This window comes from Alistipes sp. D31t1_170403_E11 (assembly GCF_015553985.1).
Classification (GTDB): Bacteria; Bacteroidota; Bacteroidia; order Bacteroidales; family Rikenellaceae; genus Alistipes; species Alistipes montrealensis.
This window is the reverse complement of sequence record NZ_JADNHQ010000001.1, coordinates 466,827-482,253: the sequence shown is the minus strand read 5'-3', so window position 1 is coordinate 482,253 and position 15,427 is coordinate 466,827. Positions and strand designations below refer to the sequence as shown.

The 15,427-nt window shown below is 57.3% G+C and carries 10 protein-coding genes; 9 read left to right on the top strand and 1 reads right to left on the bottom strand.

The window, feature by feature from the left end; translation table 11 throughout:
* Positions 1-9 precede the first annotated feature (9 nt).
* The 9 genes from I2E69_RS01885 to ahcY all read left to right on the top strand — a co-directional run bounded on the left by I2E69_RS01885 (position 10) and on the right by ahcY (position 12,194).
* Positions 10-4,230, top strand: a complete 4,221-nt coding sequence (locus I2E69_RS01885; protein WP_195458450.1) for a BACON domain-containing protein — start codon at positions 10-12, stop codon at positions 4,228-4,230.
* Between the two features lie 11 nt (positions 4,231-4,241).
* The gene (locus tag I2E69_RS01880) at positions 4,242-4,982 is read left to right on the top strand and encodes a DUF805 domain-containing protein (protein ID WP_195458449.1); all 741 of its coding nucleotides are present in this window, start codon (positions 4,242-4,244) and stop codon (positions 4,980-4,982) included.
* A 279-nt stretch (positions 4,983-5,261) separates the two neighbouring features.
* Positions 5,262-5,612 (top strand): ribosome silencing factor, encoded by a 351-nt coding sequence (rsfS, locus tag I2E69_RS01875; RefSeq protein ID WP_195458448.1) that lies wholly within the window; start codon positions 5,262-5,264, stop codon positions 5,610-5,612.
* An 8-nt stretch (positions 5,613-5,620) separates the two neighbouring features.
* Positions 5,621-7,717: an ATP-dependent zinc metalloprotease FtsH gene (gene ftsH, locus I2E69_RS01870; protein ID WP_195458447.1), complete on the top strand. Its 2,097-nt coding sequence runs from the start codon at positions 5,621-5,623 to the stop codon at positions 7,715-7,717.
* A 45-nt stretch (positions 7,718-7,762) separates the two neighbouring features.
* Positions 7,763-8,599 (top strand): phosphatidate cytidylyltransferase, encoded by an 837-nt coding sequence (locus tag I2E69_RS01865; protein WP_195458446.1) that lies wholly within the window; start codon positions 7,763-7,765, stop codon positions 8,597-8,599.
* Positions 8,600-8,618: 19 nt separating this feature from the next.
* The gene (locus I2E69_RS01860; protein WP_195458445.1) at positions 8,619-9,302 is read left to right on the top strand and encodes a phosphatidylserine decarboxylase family protein; all 684 of its coding nucleotides are present in this window, start codon (positions 8,619-8,621) and stop codon (positions 9,300-9,302) included.
* A gap of 4 nt (positions 9,303-9,306) precedes the next feature.
* On the top strand, positions 9,307-10,413 hold the full coding sequence (locus I2E69_RS01855; protein ID WP_195458444.1) for an AI-2E family transporter: 1,107 nt from the start codon (positions 9,307-9,309) through the stop codon (positions 10,411-10,413).
* Positions 10,413-10,778, top strand: coding sequence for a riboflavin kinase (locus I2E69_RS01850; RefSeq protein WP_195458443.1), 366 nt, complete (start codon positions 10,413-10,415; stop codon positions 10,776-10,778). Before I2E69_RS01855 ends, I2E69_RS01850 begins: the two co-directional genes overlap by 1 nt.
* A 6-nt stretch (positions 10,779-10,784) precedes the next feature.
* Entirely contained in the window at positions 10,785-12,194 is a 1,410-nt protein-coding gene (gene ahcY, locus I2E69_RS01845; RefSeq protein ID WP_195458442.1) for an adenosylhomocysteinase, read from the top strand.
* A gap of 70 nt (positions 12,195-12,264) precedes the next feature.
* Here ahcY and I2E69_RS01840 read toward each other — a convergent pair whose 3' ends face one another.
* Positions 12,265-15,369: a response regulator gene (locus tag I2E69_RS01840; RefSeq protein WP_195458441.1), complete on the bottom strand. Its 3,105-nt coding sequence runs from the start codon at positions 15,367-15,369 to the stop codon at positions 12,265-12,267.
* Positions 15,370-15,427: the final 58 nt, after the last annotated feature.

Below are 15,427 nucleotides of genomic sequence, written 5' to 3'. Positions count from 1 at the left end.
TGACTCAATATGAAGAAATTTCTGTTCCTTGTTTGCGCCGCGGGTTTGCTGACTGCGTGCGACAAAGACAAAAACAAACAGACTTCAGTTCTGAACGGCGGGGCCATATCCATCGAGGAGGCGGTGATTTCTCCCGTCGGAAGCGAGGTTTCGTTCGCCCTTACCACGGATGCGGCTTGGAAAGTCTACGATAAGCCCGACTGGCTGATCCTCAGTAAGACGGAGGGGCGGTCCGGGACGACTTCGCTGGTGATGTCGGCCGAGATGAACCGTACCTACGAAAACCGGGAGTGCGCGATTCGTTTCGAGACCATCGACCGAAACTTCTCGGAATCGGTCGCCGTTTCCCAGGAGTATCCCTATGTCGAGCTGTCGCGTGAGGAGATCACCTTCAGATGGAACCAGTGCGAGGAGTTCGAAACGGCGGCGGAGACGATCAACCTGCATTGCAATACGGATTGGACGATGGCCCGGGAGCTGGCCAATCTGGTCGAAAAGCAGGAGGACGACGCGGAGAAACCCTCCGCCGAATACCCGTTGTCCCGCATCGAGGATGCCGTGACAGACGAATGGATGGCTTACTCGGCCTCGGAGGGGAGCGGGGACGCTGAATTGTCGTTCAATCCCGTGAGCTACAACATATCCCGGGAACCGCGGAAAATGACCCTGAAACTTTCCGGGGCCCTGGATTCGTATAAAATCGTCCTGATTCAGGAAAACCTGCGTTTCCTGGTAGATCAGGAGGAACTTCAATACGAAGCGCTGGATACGCGTCAGATCGACTTGACCGTGGATTCCGAGAGTCCGTGGGTCGTTGCCAACAGCCCGGCCTGGATCGTGCTCGACAAGCGCGAAGGTTCGGACATTACGACGCTGTCGGTCAGCGTCGATGGCGCCAACCCGACCCGGGAGGCGCGCTCCGGCGAGATCGTACTGCTTTGCGATGCCGGCGCCCAGCGGATCATCAAGGTGTCGCAGAAGGGATATGTCTTCGGGGTTTCTCCGCTCGAGTTCAACCTTGCGAACGCCGATACGTCGGATAAGAGCCTTACGGTTGCCTCGTCGGGCGATTGGGAGGCGCTGCAGGTTCCCGAATGGGTCGTTCTGTCAGCCGCTTCCGGAACCGGCAATGAAGCCGGGGAGGCGCTTACGCTCAAGGCCGCAGGGCAGAATCTCGAATTGACGGACCGCACAGCCTCCATCGAGTTCCGCAGCAAACACAACGCCCTCTCCGAGCGTGTCTCCGTAAAACAGGATGCGTTTATCTTCACGGCCAATGCGGCCAATACGCAGTTGCCGACTCTGTCGACCGACAAATATAACCTGACGATCAGGTGTTCCGGCACTTGGCAGGTCAGCAGCTCCGAAAGCTGGATGGAGTTCTCGCAGACTTCGGGTTCGGGCGATGCGACCGTTACCTACAATGCAAAGGCCGCCAATACGGACGAGAATCCGCGGAAAACGACCATCACGGTAACGAGCCTGCTCAACGGACTGAAAAAGACCTTCGAAATTACGCAGCGGGGCTATGTCTTCACGGTCGCTCCCGAGACGTTCCGCTACCCGACGCTGCCCACCGACCGGTGCACCGTGTCGATCGAGTGTTCGGCGACATGGACTGTTTCGAGTAAGCCGGATTGGATTCAGGCCAGCGCGATGTCGGGAACGGGCGACGCCACGGTGACGCTCTCGGCGGACAACAACCTCCTTGCGTCGGAACGTACCGGCAAGGTGCAGTTCTCTAGCACGTATAACGGAACGACGAAAGTGCTGGAGGTCGCCGTGTCGCAAGACAAGTTCACGTTCTCGGTTTCCGAATCCTCGTTTGCGGTTCCCGTCATCACCTCCGGTTCCTACGTCGTGTCGGTGGAGTGTTCGGCCGGATGGACCGTGACCGGCGTGCCGGCATGGATCAAGGCCGCGCCGCTGTCGCACACGGGAAACTCGACCGTGACCTTCCAGGTGGAATCCAACGGGGAACTCTCTCCGCGGTCGGCTTCCGTGAAGGTCAACAGTACGTTGAGCGGGGACAGCCGGGAGATCGCATTCTCCCAGCCGGCCTTCGAATTCGACTCCTCTCCGGCAAGTTTCTCCTACGAGGCCATCAATAAGGCATCGAATACGGTTCCTGTGGTATGCTCCGGAGTTTGGACCGTGGTGAACGCTCCCTCGTGGGCGAATGTCTCTCCGTTGGCGGGTTCGGGCAATGCGACGCTCACCGTGGCCCCGGCGTATAATGTGACGACTTCCGAACGCAGTGCGTCGTTCGGCGTTCGCAGCACCCTGAACGGGCTGGAGAAGTCCGTTTCCATCACGCAAGCTCCGTTCGTTTTCGATTCCGCTTCCGAGTCGTTCTCCTTTGAGGCGCTCAATACGCAGACTTCAACGGTGAATGTGACCTGTATGGAGGGATGGACCGTCGAAAACGCCCAGGTGTGGATGGGGCTTTCCGCTACGTCCGGTTCAGGCGACGCCACGATCTCGATCCGCCCGGCGAACAACGTCGAGACGAAGTCCCGGAGCGGTGTTGTCCAGATCGTGAGCACCCTGAACAGTTCGCTCAAGAAAGCGGTGACGATCACCCAGCAAGCCTTCGAATTCGATGAAACGGCCGTAAGCGTATCGTTCGAAACGCTGGATGTCGCCGCTTCGGAGATAACCGTGACGGGCATGGGGGGCTGGACGGTTCAGGATGCGCCTTCGTGGCTGACCGTAACGCCGACTTCCGGTTCGGGCAACGGACGGATTTCCATCACTCCGACGCAGAACCTCGATACAAAGCCGAGAACGGCTACGCTGAATGTCGTAAGTTCGCTCAATCCCGGCCTGAAGAAGCCCGTGACGGTTTCGCAGAAGGCCTTCGAGTTCGATTCGACGAGCAAGGAGCTTTCGTTCGACGCGCTTTCGACCGCGGTGCAGACTGTGCCTGTGGTGTGCATGTCGGGATGGAGCGTTCGGAACGTCCCGTCGTGGATCACTGTCACTCCCGGTTCCGGTTCGGGCGACGGATCGGTATCCGTCCGGGTCGAAAACAATACGGCGACCTCAGCGCGTAATGCGACCCTCCAGATCGTCAGCGACCTCAATCCTGCCCTGGTCAAGGAGGTCGTCGTTTCGCAGAAGGCCTTCGAGTTCGATCCGAAGGGAGAGGAACTATCGTTCGGCGCGCTTTCGACCGAGTCCCGGACCGTATCTGTCGTGTGCATGTCGGGATGGAACGTCCAGAACACCACGCCGTGGATCACCGTCACTCCCGGTTCCGGCTCGGACAACGGTTCGGTATCCGTCATGGTCGGGAACAATACGGCGACCTCGGCGCGCAATGCGACCTTCCGGATCGTCAGCGACCTCAATCCTTCGCTGGTCAAGGAGGTCGTCGTTTCGCAAAATGCCTTCGAGTTCGATTCGAAGGGAGAGGAACTTTCGTTCGACGCGCTTTCGACCGCGGCGCAGACTGTGCCTGTGGTGTGCATGTCAGGATGGACCGTCCAGAACGCTCCTGCATGGATCACAGTTACGCCGAACTCCGGCACGGGCAACGGTTCCCTGTCCGTCTCGGTCGGGAACAATACGACGCTCGCTGCGCGCAATGCGACCTTCCGGATCGTCAGCGACCTCAATCCTTCGCTGGTCAAGGAGGTTGCCGTTTCGCAGAAGGCCTTCGAGTTCGATTCGACGGGCGAAGAGCTATCGTTCGACGCCCTCGGAGCGTCGGCGAAGAACGTGTCGGTGGTCTGTATGGGGGCATGGAGCGTTCAAAACGTTCCGTCGTGGGTGACGGTGACTCCGGACAGGGGTTCCGGAAATCAGACGCTGTCAATCGTCCCCTCGGGCAATAATACCGGGACCGCTTCGAGGAGTGTTACGCTGTCGGTCGCAAGCGCCCTCGCGCCTTCCCTGACGAAATCTGTCACGGTTACCCAGAATGCCTATCCGTTCTCCGTAACGCCTTCGGAGGTCCCCATTGCGGCGGAGTCGACCGAGCCTGTCGCGATTCGCGTCGAGTGTCCCGGCGGCTGGAGCGCCGAATGTCCCGAATCGTGGGTGCACATCTCCGACGGCTCGGGCAGCGGCAACGGAACCTTTACGGTCAATACCGTTGGGGCGAATCCGGGCACGGCCGCCCGCACGGCCGAGGTCCGGGTGGTCAGTACGGTCGACAAGACCGTTTACCGGACGGTGCGTGTCGAGCAGTCGGGCGCTGTGGATAATCCTGAAAACAACTCCTAAACTTAAACCATATGAGAACCTTTTATATCGGACGGAATCCCGAAAACGACATCGTCGTAAACGATCCGGTGGTGAGTGGCCGTCATGCGGAAATCTCGGTGGACGATTTCAACCGCGTCGTGTTTACCGATTACAGCACTAATGGGACGTACATCAACGGACGCCTGATACGGCATGGCAGCTGTGATATCTCGATCAACGACCAGATCGTTTTTCCCAGCGGCGCCCAGTTGAACTGGAATGATTTTCCGGGCATTTTCGGGCCTGCGGCGAATGCCGGCACGCAGTATGCGATGCCCGGGGCGCAGGGCGGGTATTCGGGCAATGCCCGTCCGGGCATGCCGCCCACCAATATGCCGGTCAATAACGGGCAGGGGGCTGGATACAGCTATAATTCACAGGCCGGCCCGACCTCGATGGGTATGGGGGCTGCTATAAAAACCTGCTTTTCGAAATATGCGACCTTCAGTGGCCGGGCGCGCCGCAGCGAATTCTGGTTTTGGGCATTGTTCAATTTCCTGATGACCCTGATTCCGTTTGTCGGGTGGTTTATCTGGCCGCTTGTCGCTTTTCTGCCGTCTTTGGCCGTTACCGTGCGCCGTTTGCATGATACGGGGAAAAGCGGATTGCTGTTGTTGCTGTTCCTGATTCCGTTCGTTAATTTTATTCTGGTGATCGTGTTCTTTGTCTTTTATTGTATGGACAGCGCGCCGGGTGACAATCAATACGGACCCAATCCCAAGTATTCATAACCGGGGATTCTGCGGTCGATTACAGCCGAAGATGAGGGAGACGGAATTTTTCCGTCTCCTTTTTTTATTTAAGGTATGCCGCAGAGGCCTCGGCCATTCGCGAACGAGCGTGTGTTTTTAAATGCCGCGATAAAGCGAAATCGGCAATAAAAAGGGCGAAATAATGAATTGCCGGCCGGGCAATATGCCCGATACGGGAGCGATTTTTACCCCGTTGCTTTCAAATCTCATTCTCTTTTCTTACCTTTGTAAGGTTATAGATACCTATTTGGATATTATATGAATAAACTGATCGAAACGATCGTCAGCGCGATTGAAGATAAAAAAGGTAAGAATATTGTATCGTTGGACCTCTCGGGATTCGACGGGGCAATCTGTTCGCATTTCGTGGTCTGCAACGCCGACTCCACGACACAGGTGTGCGCCATCGCCTCCGGAATCGAAGAGAAGGTACTCGAAACGCTGGGCGAAAAGGTCTGGCGCATCGAAGGCCAGCAGAACGGCGTATGGATCGCCATGGACTATGTGGACGTGGTCGTTCACATCTTCCAGACCGAGTTGCGCGGCTTCTACAAGCTCGAGGAGCTGTGGGCCGATGCGCCGTTGGTGAAGTATGAATACGAAGAGTAATCCGAATTATGGCACAGAAAAGCAAGAACAACAATAAAATGAATATGAACATGCCGCGGCCCTCGATGTTGTGGATTTACGGCCTGATCGCCGCTTTCATCATCGGCTGGTATGTCTTCGGCGATGTCAACGACACGCCGCTGCCCAGTGACTGGGCTACCGTGCAGGAGATGGTGGAGAAGGGCGACGTGGAGAAAATCCAGGTTGTAAACCGCGACCAGGCTCAGGTATTCCTCAAGAAAGAGGCCGGCGACAAGTACCGCAACGACTCGGTGGACAAGCGTTTTAAACGCCTTCCCGAGTCGGGAGCGCAGCTGATTTTCACCATCGGTTCGGTGGACTCGTTCCGCGAGGACCTCAAAGCCGCCGAGGAGCAGTCGGGGCAGGTTGTCCCGGTGATTTATGAAAACAAGGCCAACGATTGGACTTCGCTGCTTATCAACCTGTTGCCGTGGGTCGTAATCATCGGCGCCTGGTTTTTCGTCATGCGCTCTATGTCGCGTGGCGCGGGGGCCGGCGGCGGCGGAGGCATTATGAACGTCGGCAAAGCCAAAGCGCAGGTCTTCGATAAGGACAACTCCAAGCGCGTGACGTTCAAGGACGTAGCGGGTCTGGAGGAAGCGAAGGTCGAGATCATGGAGATCGTCGATTTCCTCAAAAAGGCTGACAAATACAAGGAACTGGGCGCCAAGATTCCCAAGGGCGCGCTGCTCGTAGGCCCTCCGGGAACGGGTAAAACCCTGCTGGCCAAGGCTGTCGCAGGGGAGGCCAACGTGCCGTTCCTTTCGATTTCGGGTTCCGATTTCGTCGAAATGTTCGTCGGCGTGGGCGCTTCGCGTGTGCGGGACCTTTTCGAACAGGCCAAGCAGAAGGCTCCGTGCATCGTCTTCATCGACGAGATCGATGCCATCGGCCGCGCCCGCGGCAAGAACGCCGGATTCTCGGGCAACGACGAACGTGAAAATACGCTGAACCAGCTTCTTACCGAGATGGACGGCTTCCAGACCAATACGGGTGTCATCGTGCTCGCGGCTACGAACCGCGCCGACATCCTCGACAAGGCGCTGATGCGCGCCGGGCGTTTCGACCGCCAGATCGAGGTGGGACTTCCCGACGTGAAGGAGCGCGAGGAGATTTTCAACGTCCACCTGCGTCCGCTGAAGCTCGATCCGCAGCTCGACCGTTCGTTCCTGGCGCGCCAGACCCCGGGCTTCTCGGGCGCCGACATCGCCAATGTCTGCAACGAGGCCGCGCTGATCGCCGCCCGCCACAACAAGAAATTCATCTCGAAAGAGGATTTCCTCGCCGCCATCGACCGTATCGTGGGAGGCTTGGAGCGCAAGAATAAGATCATCACCGACGAGGAGAAGCGCGTGATCGCTTTCCACGAGGCGGGCCACGCCACGGTAAGCTGGATTCTGGAAAATGCCAGTCCGCTAATCAAGGTGACGATTATCCCGCGCGGCAAAGCGCTCGGCGCAGCATGGTATCTGCCCGAAGAGCGTCAAATCACCACGCGCGAGCAGATGATGGACGAACTGGCCGCGACGCTGGGCGGCCGCGTCTCGGAACAACTGACCTTCGGCGAAATTTCGACCGGGGCGCTCAACGACCTGGAGCGCGTCACCAAGCAGGCTTATGCCATGGTAGCTTACTACGGCATGAGTGAAAACGTGGGTACGCTGTCTTACTACGACTCCACGGGCCAGAGCGACATGACCTTCACGAAACCTTATTCGGAACAGACGGCCCAGCAGATCGACGCCGAGGCCAAACAGGTGATCGAGAAGGCCTATAAGATGGCCGAGAAGGTGCTCCGTGAGCATGCCGACGGCCTGAAAGAACTGGCCGAATTGCTGTTGTCCCGCGAGGTGGTCTTCACCGAGGATGTAGAGCGCATTTTCGGCAAGCGCAAGAAAGATATCGAACGTGAACGTCGGGAAGCCGAGGCGAAAGCCAAGGCCGGGGGAGGCCAGTCGGCCGAAGAGGAGCCGAAGGCCGGAAAGCAGGCCGCGGCTGTCGCCGGAGAACCGGCCAAGGCCGATGCCGCTGCGACCCAGCCGGCTCCCGTAGCACCGTCCGTCGCCGCTCCCGAACCCAAATAACCCGTCTGAAACCCACTACACCCTTAAAAACTGATGAGTGAAAAAATGAAGAACCTCTGGGTGCGCACGATGAGCGGGGCTATCCTCGCCGTGGTGATGCTGGGGGCTATCGCATGGTCGCAATGGAGTTTCGGCCTGCTGCTGGCGGCGTTGCTGGCCGTCGGCATGACGGAGTTCTATTCGCTGGCCGAAGAGCAGGGCAACAAACCCCAGCGGGTCGTCGGACTGGTTGCGGGACTCGTTCTTTTTGCACTGAACTTTGCATTCGTTTCGGATGACATCGAGATTCTCGGCAGCGCCCGGCAGGCTTTTGCCTGCGGGATGGCTTTCCTGCTGTTGCTGCTGCCTGCGATGTTCATCTGCGAACTCTACCGTCGGCGTGAAAATCCCGCCGCCAATATCGGCATAACTTTTATGGGCGTCGTCTATGTGGCGCTGCCTTTTTCGCTGATGTGCTACATCCCGATCATCGGCAGCGAAACGTGGAGTCCCTGGGTGATGCTTTTCTATGTCTTCATCATCTGGGCCAACGATGTTTTCGCCTACCTGGTGGGCATGTCCATCGGTAAACACCGCCTCTGCGAACGTCTCTCGCCCAAGAAATCGTGGGAAGGGTTCTTCGGCGGGATCATCGGGGCCGTGGCGATGGGACTCGTTGCTGCTTATGTACAGGATGGCAACTACTGGGTGTGGGCCGGGCTGGCGCTCGTCGCCGCCGTCACCGGCGTGCTGGGCGATCTGGTGGAGTCGATGTTCAAACGCGCTGCCGGCGTCAAGGATTCGGGAACGCTGATTCCCGGCCACGGCGGGGTGCTCGACCGCTTCGATGCCATGCTGCTTTCGGCGCCGTTCGTCTTTGTGTATATGCTTTTTGTGATGTAACTGCAAACTCAATTTTGTTATGAGAATTAATAAGGAAGGATACAAAATCATCGGCATTTCGGGCGCAGTCTGCGTGCTTCTCTGGTGGCTGTTTTACCACCTGCTGGTCCACGATGCGAATGTTTCGCTGCTGTGGTTCAGTACCCTTGTGCTGTTGTTGTTCTGGTTCTTCATCGTAGCCTTCTTCCGCGAACCCCGCCGGGTCCGTATCCACGATGCCGATTTGGTTTTCTCCCCCTGCGACGGTCGCGTAGTCGTTACCGAGGTTGTCGTCGAAAACGAGTACCTCAAGCAGGAAATGCTGCAAATCTCGATTTTCATGTCCGTTACCAATGTCCACATGAACTGGGTTCCCGTGGGCGGTACGGTCGAATATTTCAAATACCATCCGGGGCGTTTCCTCGTGGCCTGGCATCCCAAGTCGTCGACCGAAAACGAGCGTACGACCACCGTAGTCGCCATGCCTGCGGGGCAGAAGGTGCTCTTCCGCCAGATCGCGGGACTGATTGCGCGCCGCATCATCTCCTATATGAAGGTGGGTGAGACGGTCGAGCAGAACAGCGTCTGCGGATTTATCAAGTTCGGCTCGCGCGTCGATGTGCTCGTGCCGAAGGACAGCGAACTGTTGGTAGAGATCGGCGATCCCGTCGTGGGTTCACAAACCCCGATCGCCCGCCTGCATAAGAACCTCGAAACCGAGTAACGGCATGAAGGCGACTCCCCAGACCTTCCTGAGATTCATCGCGGGTGCGGCGATTGCTGCGGCCGTGCTGTTTTTGGTCTGGTATTTTTCGTCGATCGTTGTCTACATCCTCATTTCGGCCGTGCTGGCCGTCATGGGCAGCCCGTTGGTGAAGTTTCTTTCGGGACTGCATATCAAGGGATGGCAGGTTCCCCGCTGGCTTGCGGCCCTGGTGACGCTCGTGGTGATCTGGGGCGTAATCGCTACCCTGTGTTCGTTGTTCGTGCCGCTGGTTTTCAACAAGATAAACCAGTTTGCCCATGTCGACTTCGCCGCAGTCGTAGGTAGCATCGGCGAACCCATTGCCCGGATGCAGCACGACCTGCAAACGCTCTTCTCGTTGCCCGAGAGTACATTCTCGCTCTCCGACGAGTTGACCTCGGCCCTCAAGCAGATCATCGACATCAATTCGCTCAACCTGATTTTCTCGTCGGTCATCAACCTTGTGCTTTCGTCGGTGATCGCCATTTTCTCCATCTCGTTCATTACTTTCTTTTTCCTTAAGGAGGACGGGCTGTTCTATGCGATGGTCACGTCGATTTTTCCGGAACATTACCACGACAATATCACCCGTGCGCTCGATTCGGTGACGCTCCTGTTGGCACGTTACTTTACGGGCATCCTCTCGGAGAGCCTTCTGCTTACGATCGCCGCGACGCTGGTGATGATGGCCTTCGGGATGAAGGCCGCCGACGCGGCGTTCATCGGCCTGGTCATGGGTGTGATGAATGTCGTACCCTATGCCGGACCGCTGATCGGGGGCGTGGTTTCGGTTTTTGTGGGGATCGTTACGCCGATCGAAGGCATGTCCGTGGGCCATACGGCCTTTGTGATCGCCGGGTCGCTGCTGATCCTCAAGGGAATGGACGATTTTATCCTTCAGCCGACGCTCTATTCCGAGCGCGTGAAGGCGCATCCGCTCGAAATCTTCCTGGTGATTCTCATTGCCGGCTCGCTGGCCGGAATCCTGGGCATGTTGCTGGCGATACCCTCCTATACGGTGCTGCGCGTCTTCGCTAAGGAGTTCTTCTCGCAGTTCCGGCTGGTGCGTAAACTGACTGAAAAAATCTGATGGAACGGACGGTGATCGAAGGCGTTGTGAAACACGGACGCCGACTCGGACGTGAGTTGGGGTTTCCGACGGCCAACCTGGCTGTTCCGGCAGACATAGCTGCTGCCGACGGGGTCTACCGTTCGCGTGCGGAGGTCGACGGCAAAACCTACGACGCCATGTCGAATCTGGGGCGCAATCCTTCGGTCGGAGGTGTCGAACGGAGGCTCGAGACGCATATTTTCGGCTTTAGCGGCGAGTTGTACGGCCGCCTGCTGCGCGTCGAACTGCTCGAAAAAATCCGCGACGAACGCAAGTTCGCCACCGTGGAGGAGTTACGCGCACAGATCGAAAAGGATAAGGAATATATTTTGAAATTAAACTAGAATACTATGTATTTGGATTTGACCATGCCCTACAAAGTTGCCGACATGTCGCTGGCCGAGTGGGGACGCAAGGAGATCGAAATTTCCGAGCACGAAATGCCGGGCCTGATGGCTGTGCGCCGCAAATACGGTCCCGAAAAACCGCTCAAGGGCGTACGCGTGATGGGTTCGCTGCACATGACTATCCAGACGGCCGTGCTGATCGAAACCCTCGTGGAGCTGGGCGCCGACGTGCGCTGGTGCTCGTGCAACATTTTCTCGACGCAGGACCATGCCGCGGCTGCAATCGCCGCCGCAGGCGTTCCGGTCTTCGCCTGGAAGGGCGAGACGCTGCCCGAATACTGGTGGTGTACCGCCATGGCCCTCTCGTTCCCCGGTGGCAAAGGCCCGCAGTTGATCGTCGACGACGGCGGTGACGCTACGCTGCTGATCCACAAAGGCTATAAGGCCGAGAACGACGTCTCGACGCTCGACTACGCGCCTTCTTCGTATGAGGAAGAAGTCATCCTCGATACGCTGAAGCGGATTCTGGCCGAGGATTCGCAGCGGTGGCATCGTACGGTCGCCGAATGGAAGGGTGTGAGCGAGGAGACCACCACGGGCGTACACCGCCTCTACCAGATGCAGGAGGCCGGCGAACTGCTCGTTCCGGCCATCAACGTCAACGACTCGTGTACCAAGTCGAAGTTCGACAACCTCTACGGTTGCCGCGAATCGCTGGCCGACGGTATCAAACGCGCTACGGACGTGATGATCGCCGGCAAGGTGGTCGTGGTCTGCGGCTACGGCGACGTAGGTAAAGGCTGCGCCCACTCGATGCGCTCTTACGGTGCGCGTGTGATCGTCACGGAGATCGACCCCATCTGCGCCCTGCAGGCCGCGATGGAAGGCTTCGAGGTGAAGACCGTCGAAAGCGCACTGGCCGAGGGTAATATCTACGTTACCTGTACCGGTAACTGCGACATCATCACGCTGGAGCACATGGAAAAGATGCGCGACCAGGCCATCGTTTGCAACATCGGCCATTTCGACAACGAAATCCAGATGGCACGCCTCGAAAAATCCGGAGCCGTGAAATTGAATATCAAGCCGCAGGTCGATAAATTCACCTTTCCCGACGGCCATTCGATCTTTATCCTGGCCGAAGGCCGCCTGGTAAACCTCGGCTGTGCCACGGGACACCCTTCGTTCGTGATGTCGAACTCCTTTACCAACCAGTGCCTCGCGCAGATGGAGTTATGGCAGAAGAACCTCGAAGTGGGCGTTTACCGCCTGCCGAAACACCTCGACGAGGAGGTTGCACGCCTGCATCTGGATAACCTCGGCGTCGAACTGACCCGCCTGACGAAGCATCAGGCCGACTACATCGGCGTTCCCGAGGACGGTCCCTATAAAGCGGAGCATTACCGCTATTAATTCCTGCCCCGATAACGAATCACCCCGGTTTTGGATCGACCAAAACCGGGGTGATTCGTTTTACGATCCCTTATCGGGATGTCGTGGGCGGGCTGAAATATTTGTCCAGAATATCCGTCAACTGCATCTTGGTTACCGGCTTGACCAGGTAGTCGTTGCAGCCGGCCGCCAGCGCGGCCTGCCTGTCGGCATCGAAAGCGTGTGCCGTGAGCGCTACGATGGGAACCTGCCGGTCGAATTTGCGGATTTCCGTCGTAGCGATCATCCCGTTCATCACGGGCATCTTCATGTCCATCAGGATCAGGTCGGGCTGGTCCTCCTGCGCCATCTCGACCGCTTCCTGTCCGTTCTCCGCGTGAAGCAGTTCGTAGCGGCTCTTGAGCAGCGACGATACCAACAGGAAGTTGCTCGGAATATCCTCGGCGATGAGTACCCGGTATTTCTTTGCCGGGTTTGCCGGTGCGGATTTCACGACCGGAACCGGAGCCTCGGCGGTCGTTGCATCGTCAACCCCGGACTTTGCGGCAGCCGGTTCGTATTTCGAGCCTTCTTCCGTTTCGGGCGCACAGGGGAGAAACGCCCAGAAATACGATCCCTGTCCGTACTCCGATTCGAAACCTACGCTGCCTCCCATGGATTCTGCGATGGCTTTGCAGATCGAAAGCCCGAGTCCCGTGCCCTGTGCAAATTCGTCGAGTTTCTCGAAGCGCATGAATACCTTGCTTTTCTTCTCGTTGCTGATTCCGATTCCGCTGTCGCGAACGTAAAACCGAATGCCTTTCGGGGAACTTTCGTACCCCATTTCAATATAGCCTTTGGGGGTGTATTTGATGGCGTTGGTGACGTAGTTGGTGAGTATCTGCGCAATCCGGTTCTTGTCGAGGCGCACGCAGCAAACTGCATGGGGATTTATTGCGATCAGCCTGACGTTCGGATTCTTGATACGCTGCCGCATCGAAGCCGCCATGCCGTTGAAATACGCCGAAAGGTCGAACTCCTCGTATTTCAGTTCGACCGACCCGGCTTCGATCTTCGACAGATCGAGTATGTCGTTTATCAGTTTGAGCAACAACTCGTTGTTGTTGTTGATAATGCGGATGTACTCCTCTTTGTCCTCCGAATCGGGATCGCTGAGCAGCAATTCCGAGAATCCTACGATGGCGTTGAGCGGCGTGCGGATTTCGTGGCTCATGTTGGCCAGGAACGCCGATTTGAGTTTGTCCGACTGCTCGGCCTGCGCTTTGGCCTGCTGTAACTCTTCGATTATCCGTTCGCGCTCCGATACGTCGTCCAGGCGGATGACGATACCGTCGGTCTTGCCGTCGTTGATGACGGGCGTTGCAAATATTTCGACCGTATGCGTGTCGTCGAGCTTGAATTTGATCTGTTCGAGCTGTCCCGACGCCATGGCCCGCTGCATGACGCAGTCTTCGCAGGGCGAGGTCCGTCCGTGTGAAGTTTTGTAGCAGGGTTCGCCCTTCTTGTAGGCTTCGTACGACAGGCTTTTCGAGCATACCGAGATATTCTCCCATTGCACGATATAGTCCGTCGTGATATAGGCGAGTCCCGAGTTGGTGTTGTTGAGCACCAGTTCGTTCTGCCGGATAAGATTGTCGAGTTCCTCTTTGTTGCGGCGCAGCTTCAATTCGGTTTGCTTCATCGTGTCGATATTGATCGACATGCCGTACATGTATTTATACGTAACCTCGTCGCGCCGTGTCGTTTCGAGCAATCCGCGGGCGCGCCACCATTCGTATTTGCCCGAACCGTCGAAATCCACGCGTGCCTCGGCGTTCCACTGGGCGTTTTCCTGTGCGACGACCTCGTCGATGGCGTCGGCGAATTGCTGCCGGTCGTCGGGATGGATCGCTTCCAGGAATTTGTCGAGGGAATTGAGTTTCGACCGGTCGCGTCCCGGACGGTCGAAACCCTCGCCGAAACTCAACGCCTTTTTCTCCGGTTCGTAGAACCACGTGTAGGCGTCCATCACCTCCAGCGTGAGCGTCAGCATTTTGGCCCGCCGTTCGAGTTCGTTTTGCAGGCTCTGGTCCCAGCGGATGTTAAGCAGCAGGTCCCGGCCTGCGTCGTGGAAGATGCTTTTGCGGACGATCGTATCGTAGCTGCGCCCGTCCTTGAGTGAGATGCGTTCCAGTCCCAGGTAGGGTGTCCCGGTGGCGAATACCTCCTTGTCGGTTTTTTCGATACGTGCGACCTGTTCGGCGTCCATCACGTCGTAGGTCGATTTTTCGATGCTGGTCCCGAACATCCGCTTGCTCTCGTCGTTGCAGAAGACGTAACGCGAGTCGATGTCCTTGATGTGGATCGGCAGCGGGATGCTGTTTAGTATCTTGTCCTGGAGGAGCTGGCGTTTCTGGAGATCGGTGTTGTTCTTGCGGGTCCCGACGAACCGTGTGACGCGTCCGTTCCGGTCGCGTTCGAAGGGCGATCCGCTGATGGTGCAGTATTGCCATTCGGGGTTGTCCGGCAGCAGGATGCGCACGTCGATCGAGAAGTTGAAATCGGCTCCCCCGACCAGTTTTTCCATGACGGCGTCGAGGTCTTCCCGGTCTTCGGGGTGCACGGTCTGCGTGTAAAGCTGTATCGAAATGGCTTTCGAACGGTCATAGGCGTTCAGCGGCTCGTTGTCGCTGTAAAAGACCCTCTGCGCCACGTCGAATTCCCAGAGCATGATGTTCGATTCGCGGATCGCCAGCTCGGTCTTGAGTTTGCTCTGGTGGAGTTCTTCCTCCTTGCGGGCCGTTTCGGTGACATCCTCGATGATGAAGACATAACCGTCGATCGTTCCGTCGGCTTTGAGGATCGGGCGTCCGTTGTATTCGATCTGGATGGTATTCCGGTTGTCGGTCGGGAAATATCCCTGCCGGATGGCGAGGTCGAAATCGTACGGGATACGTTTGTGTATCTCGATTTTGTTCCGGAGTGCATATTTGACCTCTTCGGGGATGTTCGGGTTTTCGAAGAGGTTGATTCCGGCAGCCATGATCTCATTGCGGTCGGTTCCGAAGATGCGTGCATCGGTTTTGCTCATATAGAGCAGTTTACCGTCCGGGGCGTAGATTTCTACACCTACGGGTAAAGAATCCAGAATGGTGTCCGACTGCCCGTCGAACGCAAGACGGGTGAGGATGTCGTTGGGAGAAAGGCATTCTTCCATGGAGGACAAGAGGCTAAATGACGAATTCGTGTAGTTTGCTTTGGGTTATATCGCCCTT

Bases quoted from the DNA above. Each gene is read 5' to 3' on its own strand.
- ftsH (WP_195458447.1), top strand. From the start codon at position 5,621: ATGGCACAGAAAAGCAAGAACAACAATAAAATGAATATGAACATGCCG.
- I2E69_RS01885 (WP_195458450.1), top strand. From the start codon at position 10: ATGAAGAAATTTCTGTTCCTTGTTTGCGCCGCGGGTTTGCTGACTGCG.
- I2E69_RS01865 (WP_195458446.1), top strand. From the start codon at position 7,763: ATGAAGAACCTCTGGGTGCGCACGATGAGCGGGGCTATCCTCGCCGTG.
- I2E69_RS01860 (WP_195458445.1), top strand. From the start codon at position 8,619: ATGAGAATTAATAAGGAAGGATACAAAATCATCGGCATTTCGGGCGCA.
- I2E69_RS01855 (WP_195458444.1), top strand. From the start codon at position 9,307: ATGAAGGCGACTCCCCAGACCTTCCTGAGATTCATCGCGGGTGCGGCG.
- I2E69_RS01840 (WP_195458441.1), bottom strand. From the start codon at position 15,369: ATGGAAGAATGCCTTTCTCCCAACGACATCCTCACCCGTCTTGCGTTC.
- I2E69_RS01850 (WP_195458443.1), top strand. From the start codon at position 10,413: ATGGAACGGACGGTGATCGAAGGCGTTGTGAAACACGGACGCCGACTC.
- I2E69_RS01880 (WP_195458449.1), top strand. From the start codon at position 4,242: ATGAGAACCTTTTATATCGGACGGAATCCCGAAAACGACATCGTCGTA.
- rsfS (WP_195458448.1), top strand. From the start codon at position 5,262: ATGAATAAACTGATCGAAACGATCGTCAGCGCGATTGAAGATAAAAAA.
- ahcY (WP_195458442.1), top strand. From the start codon at position 10,785: ATGTATTTGGATTTGACCATGCCCTACAAAGTTGCCGACATGTCGCTG.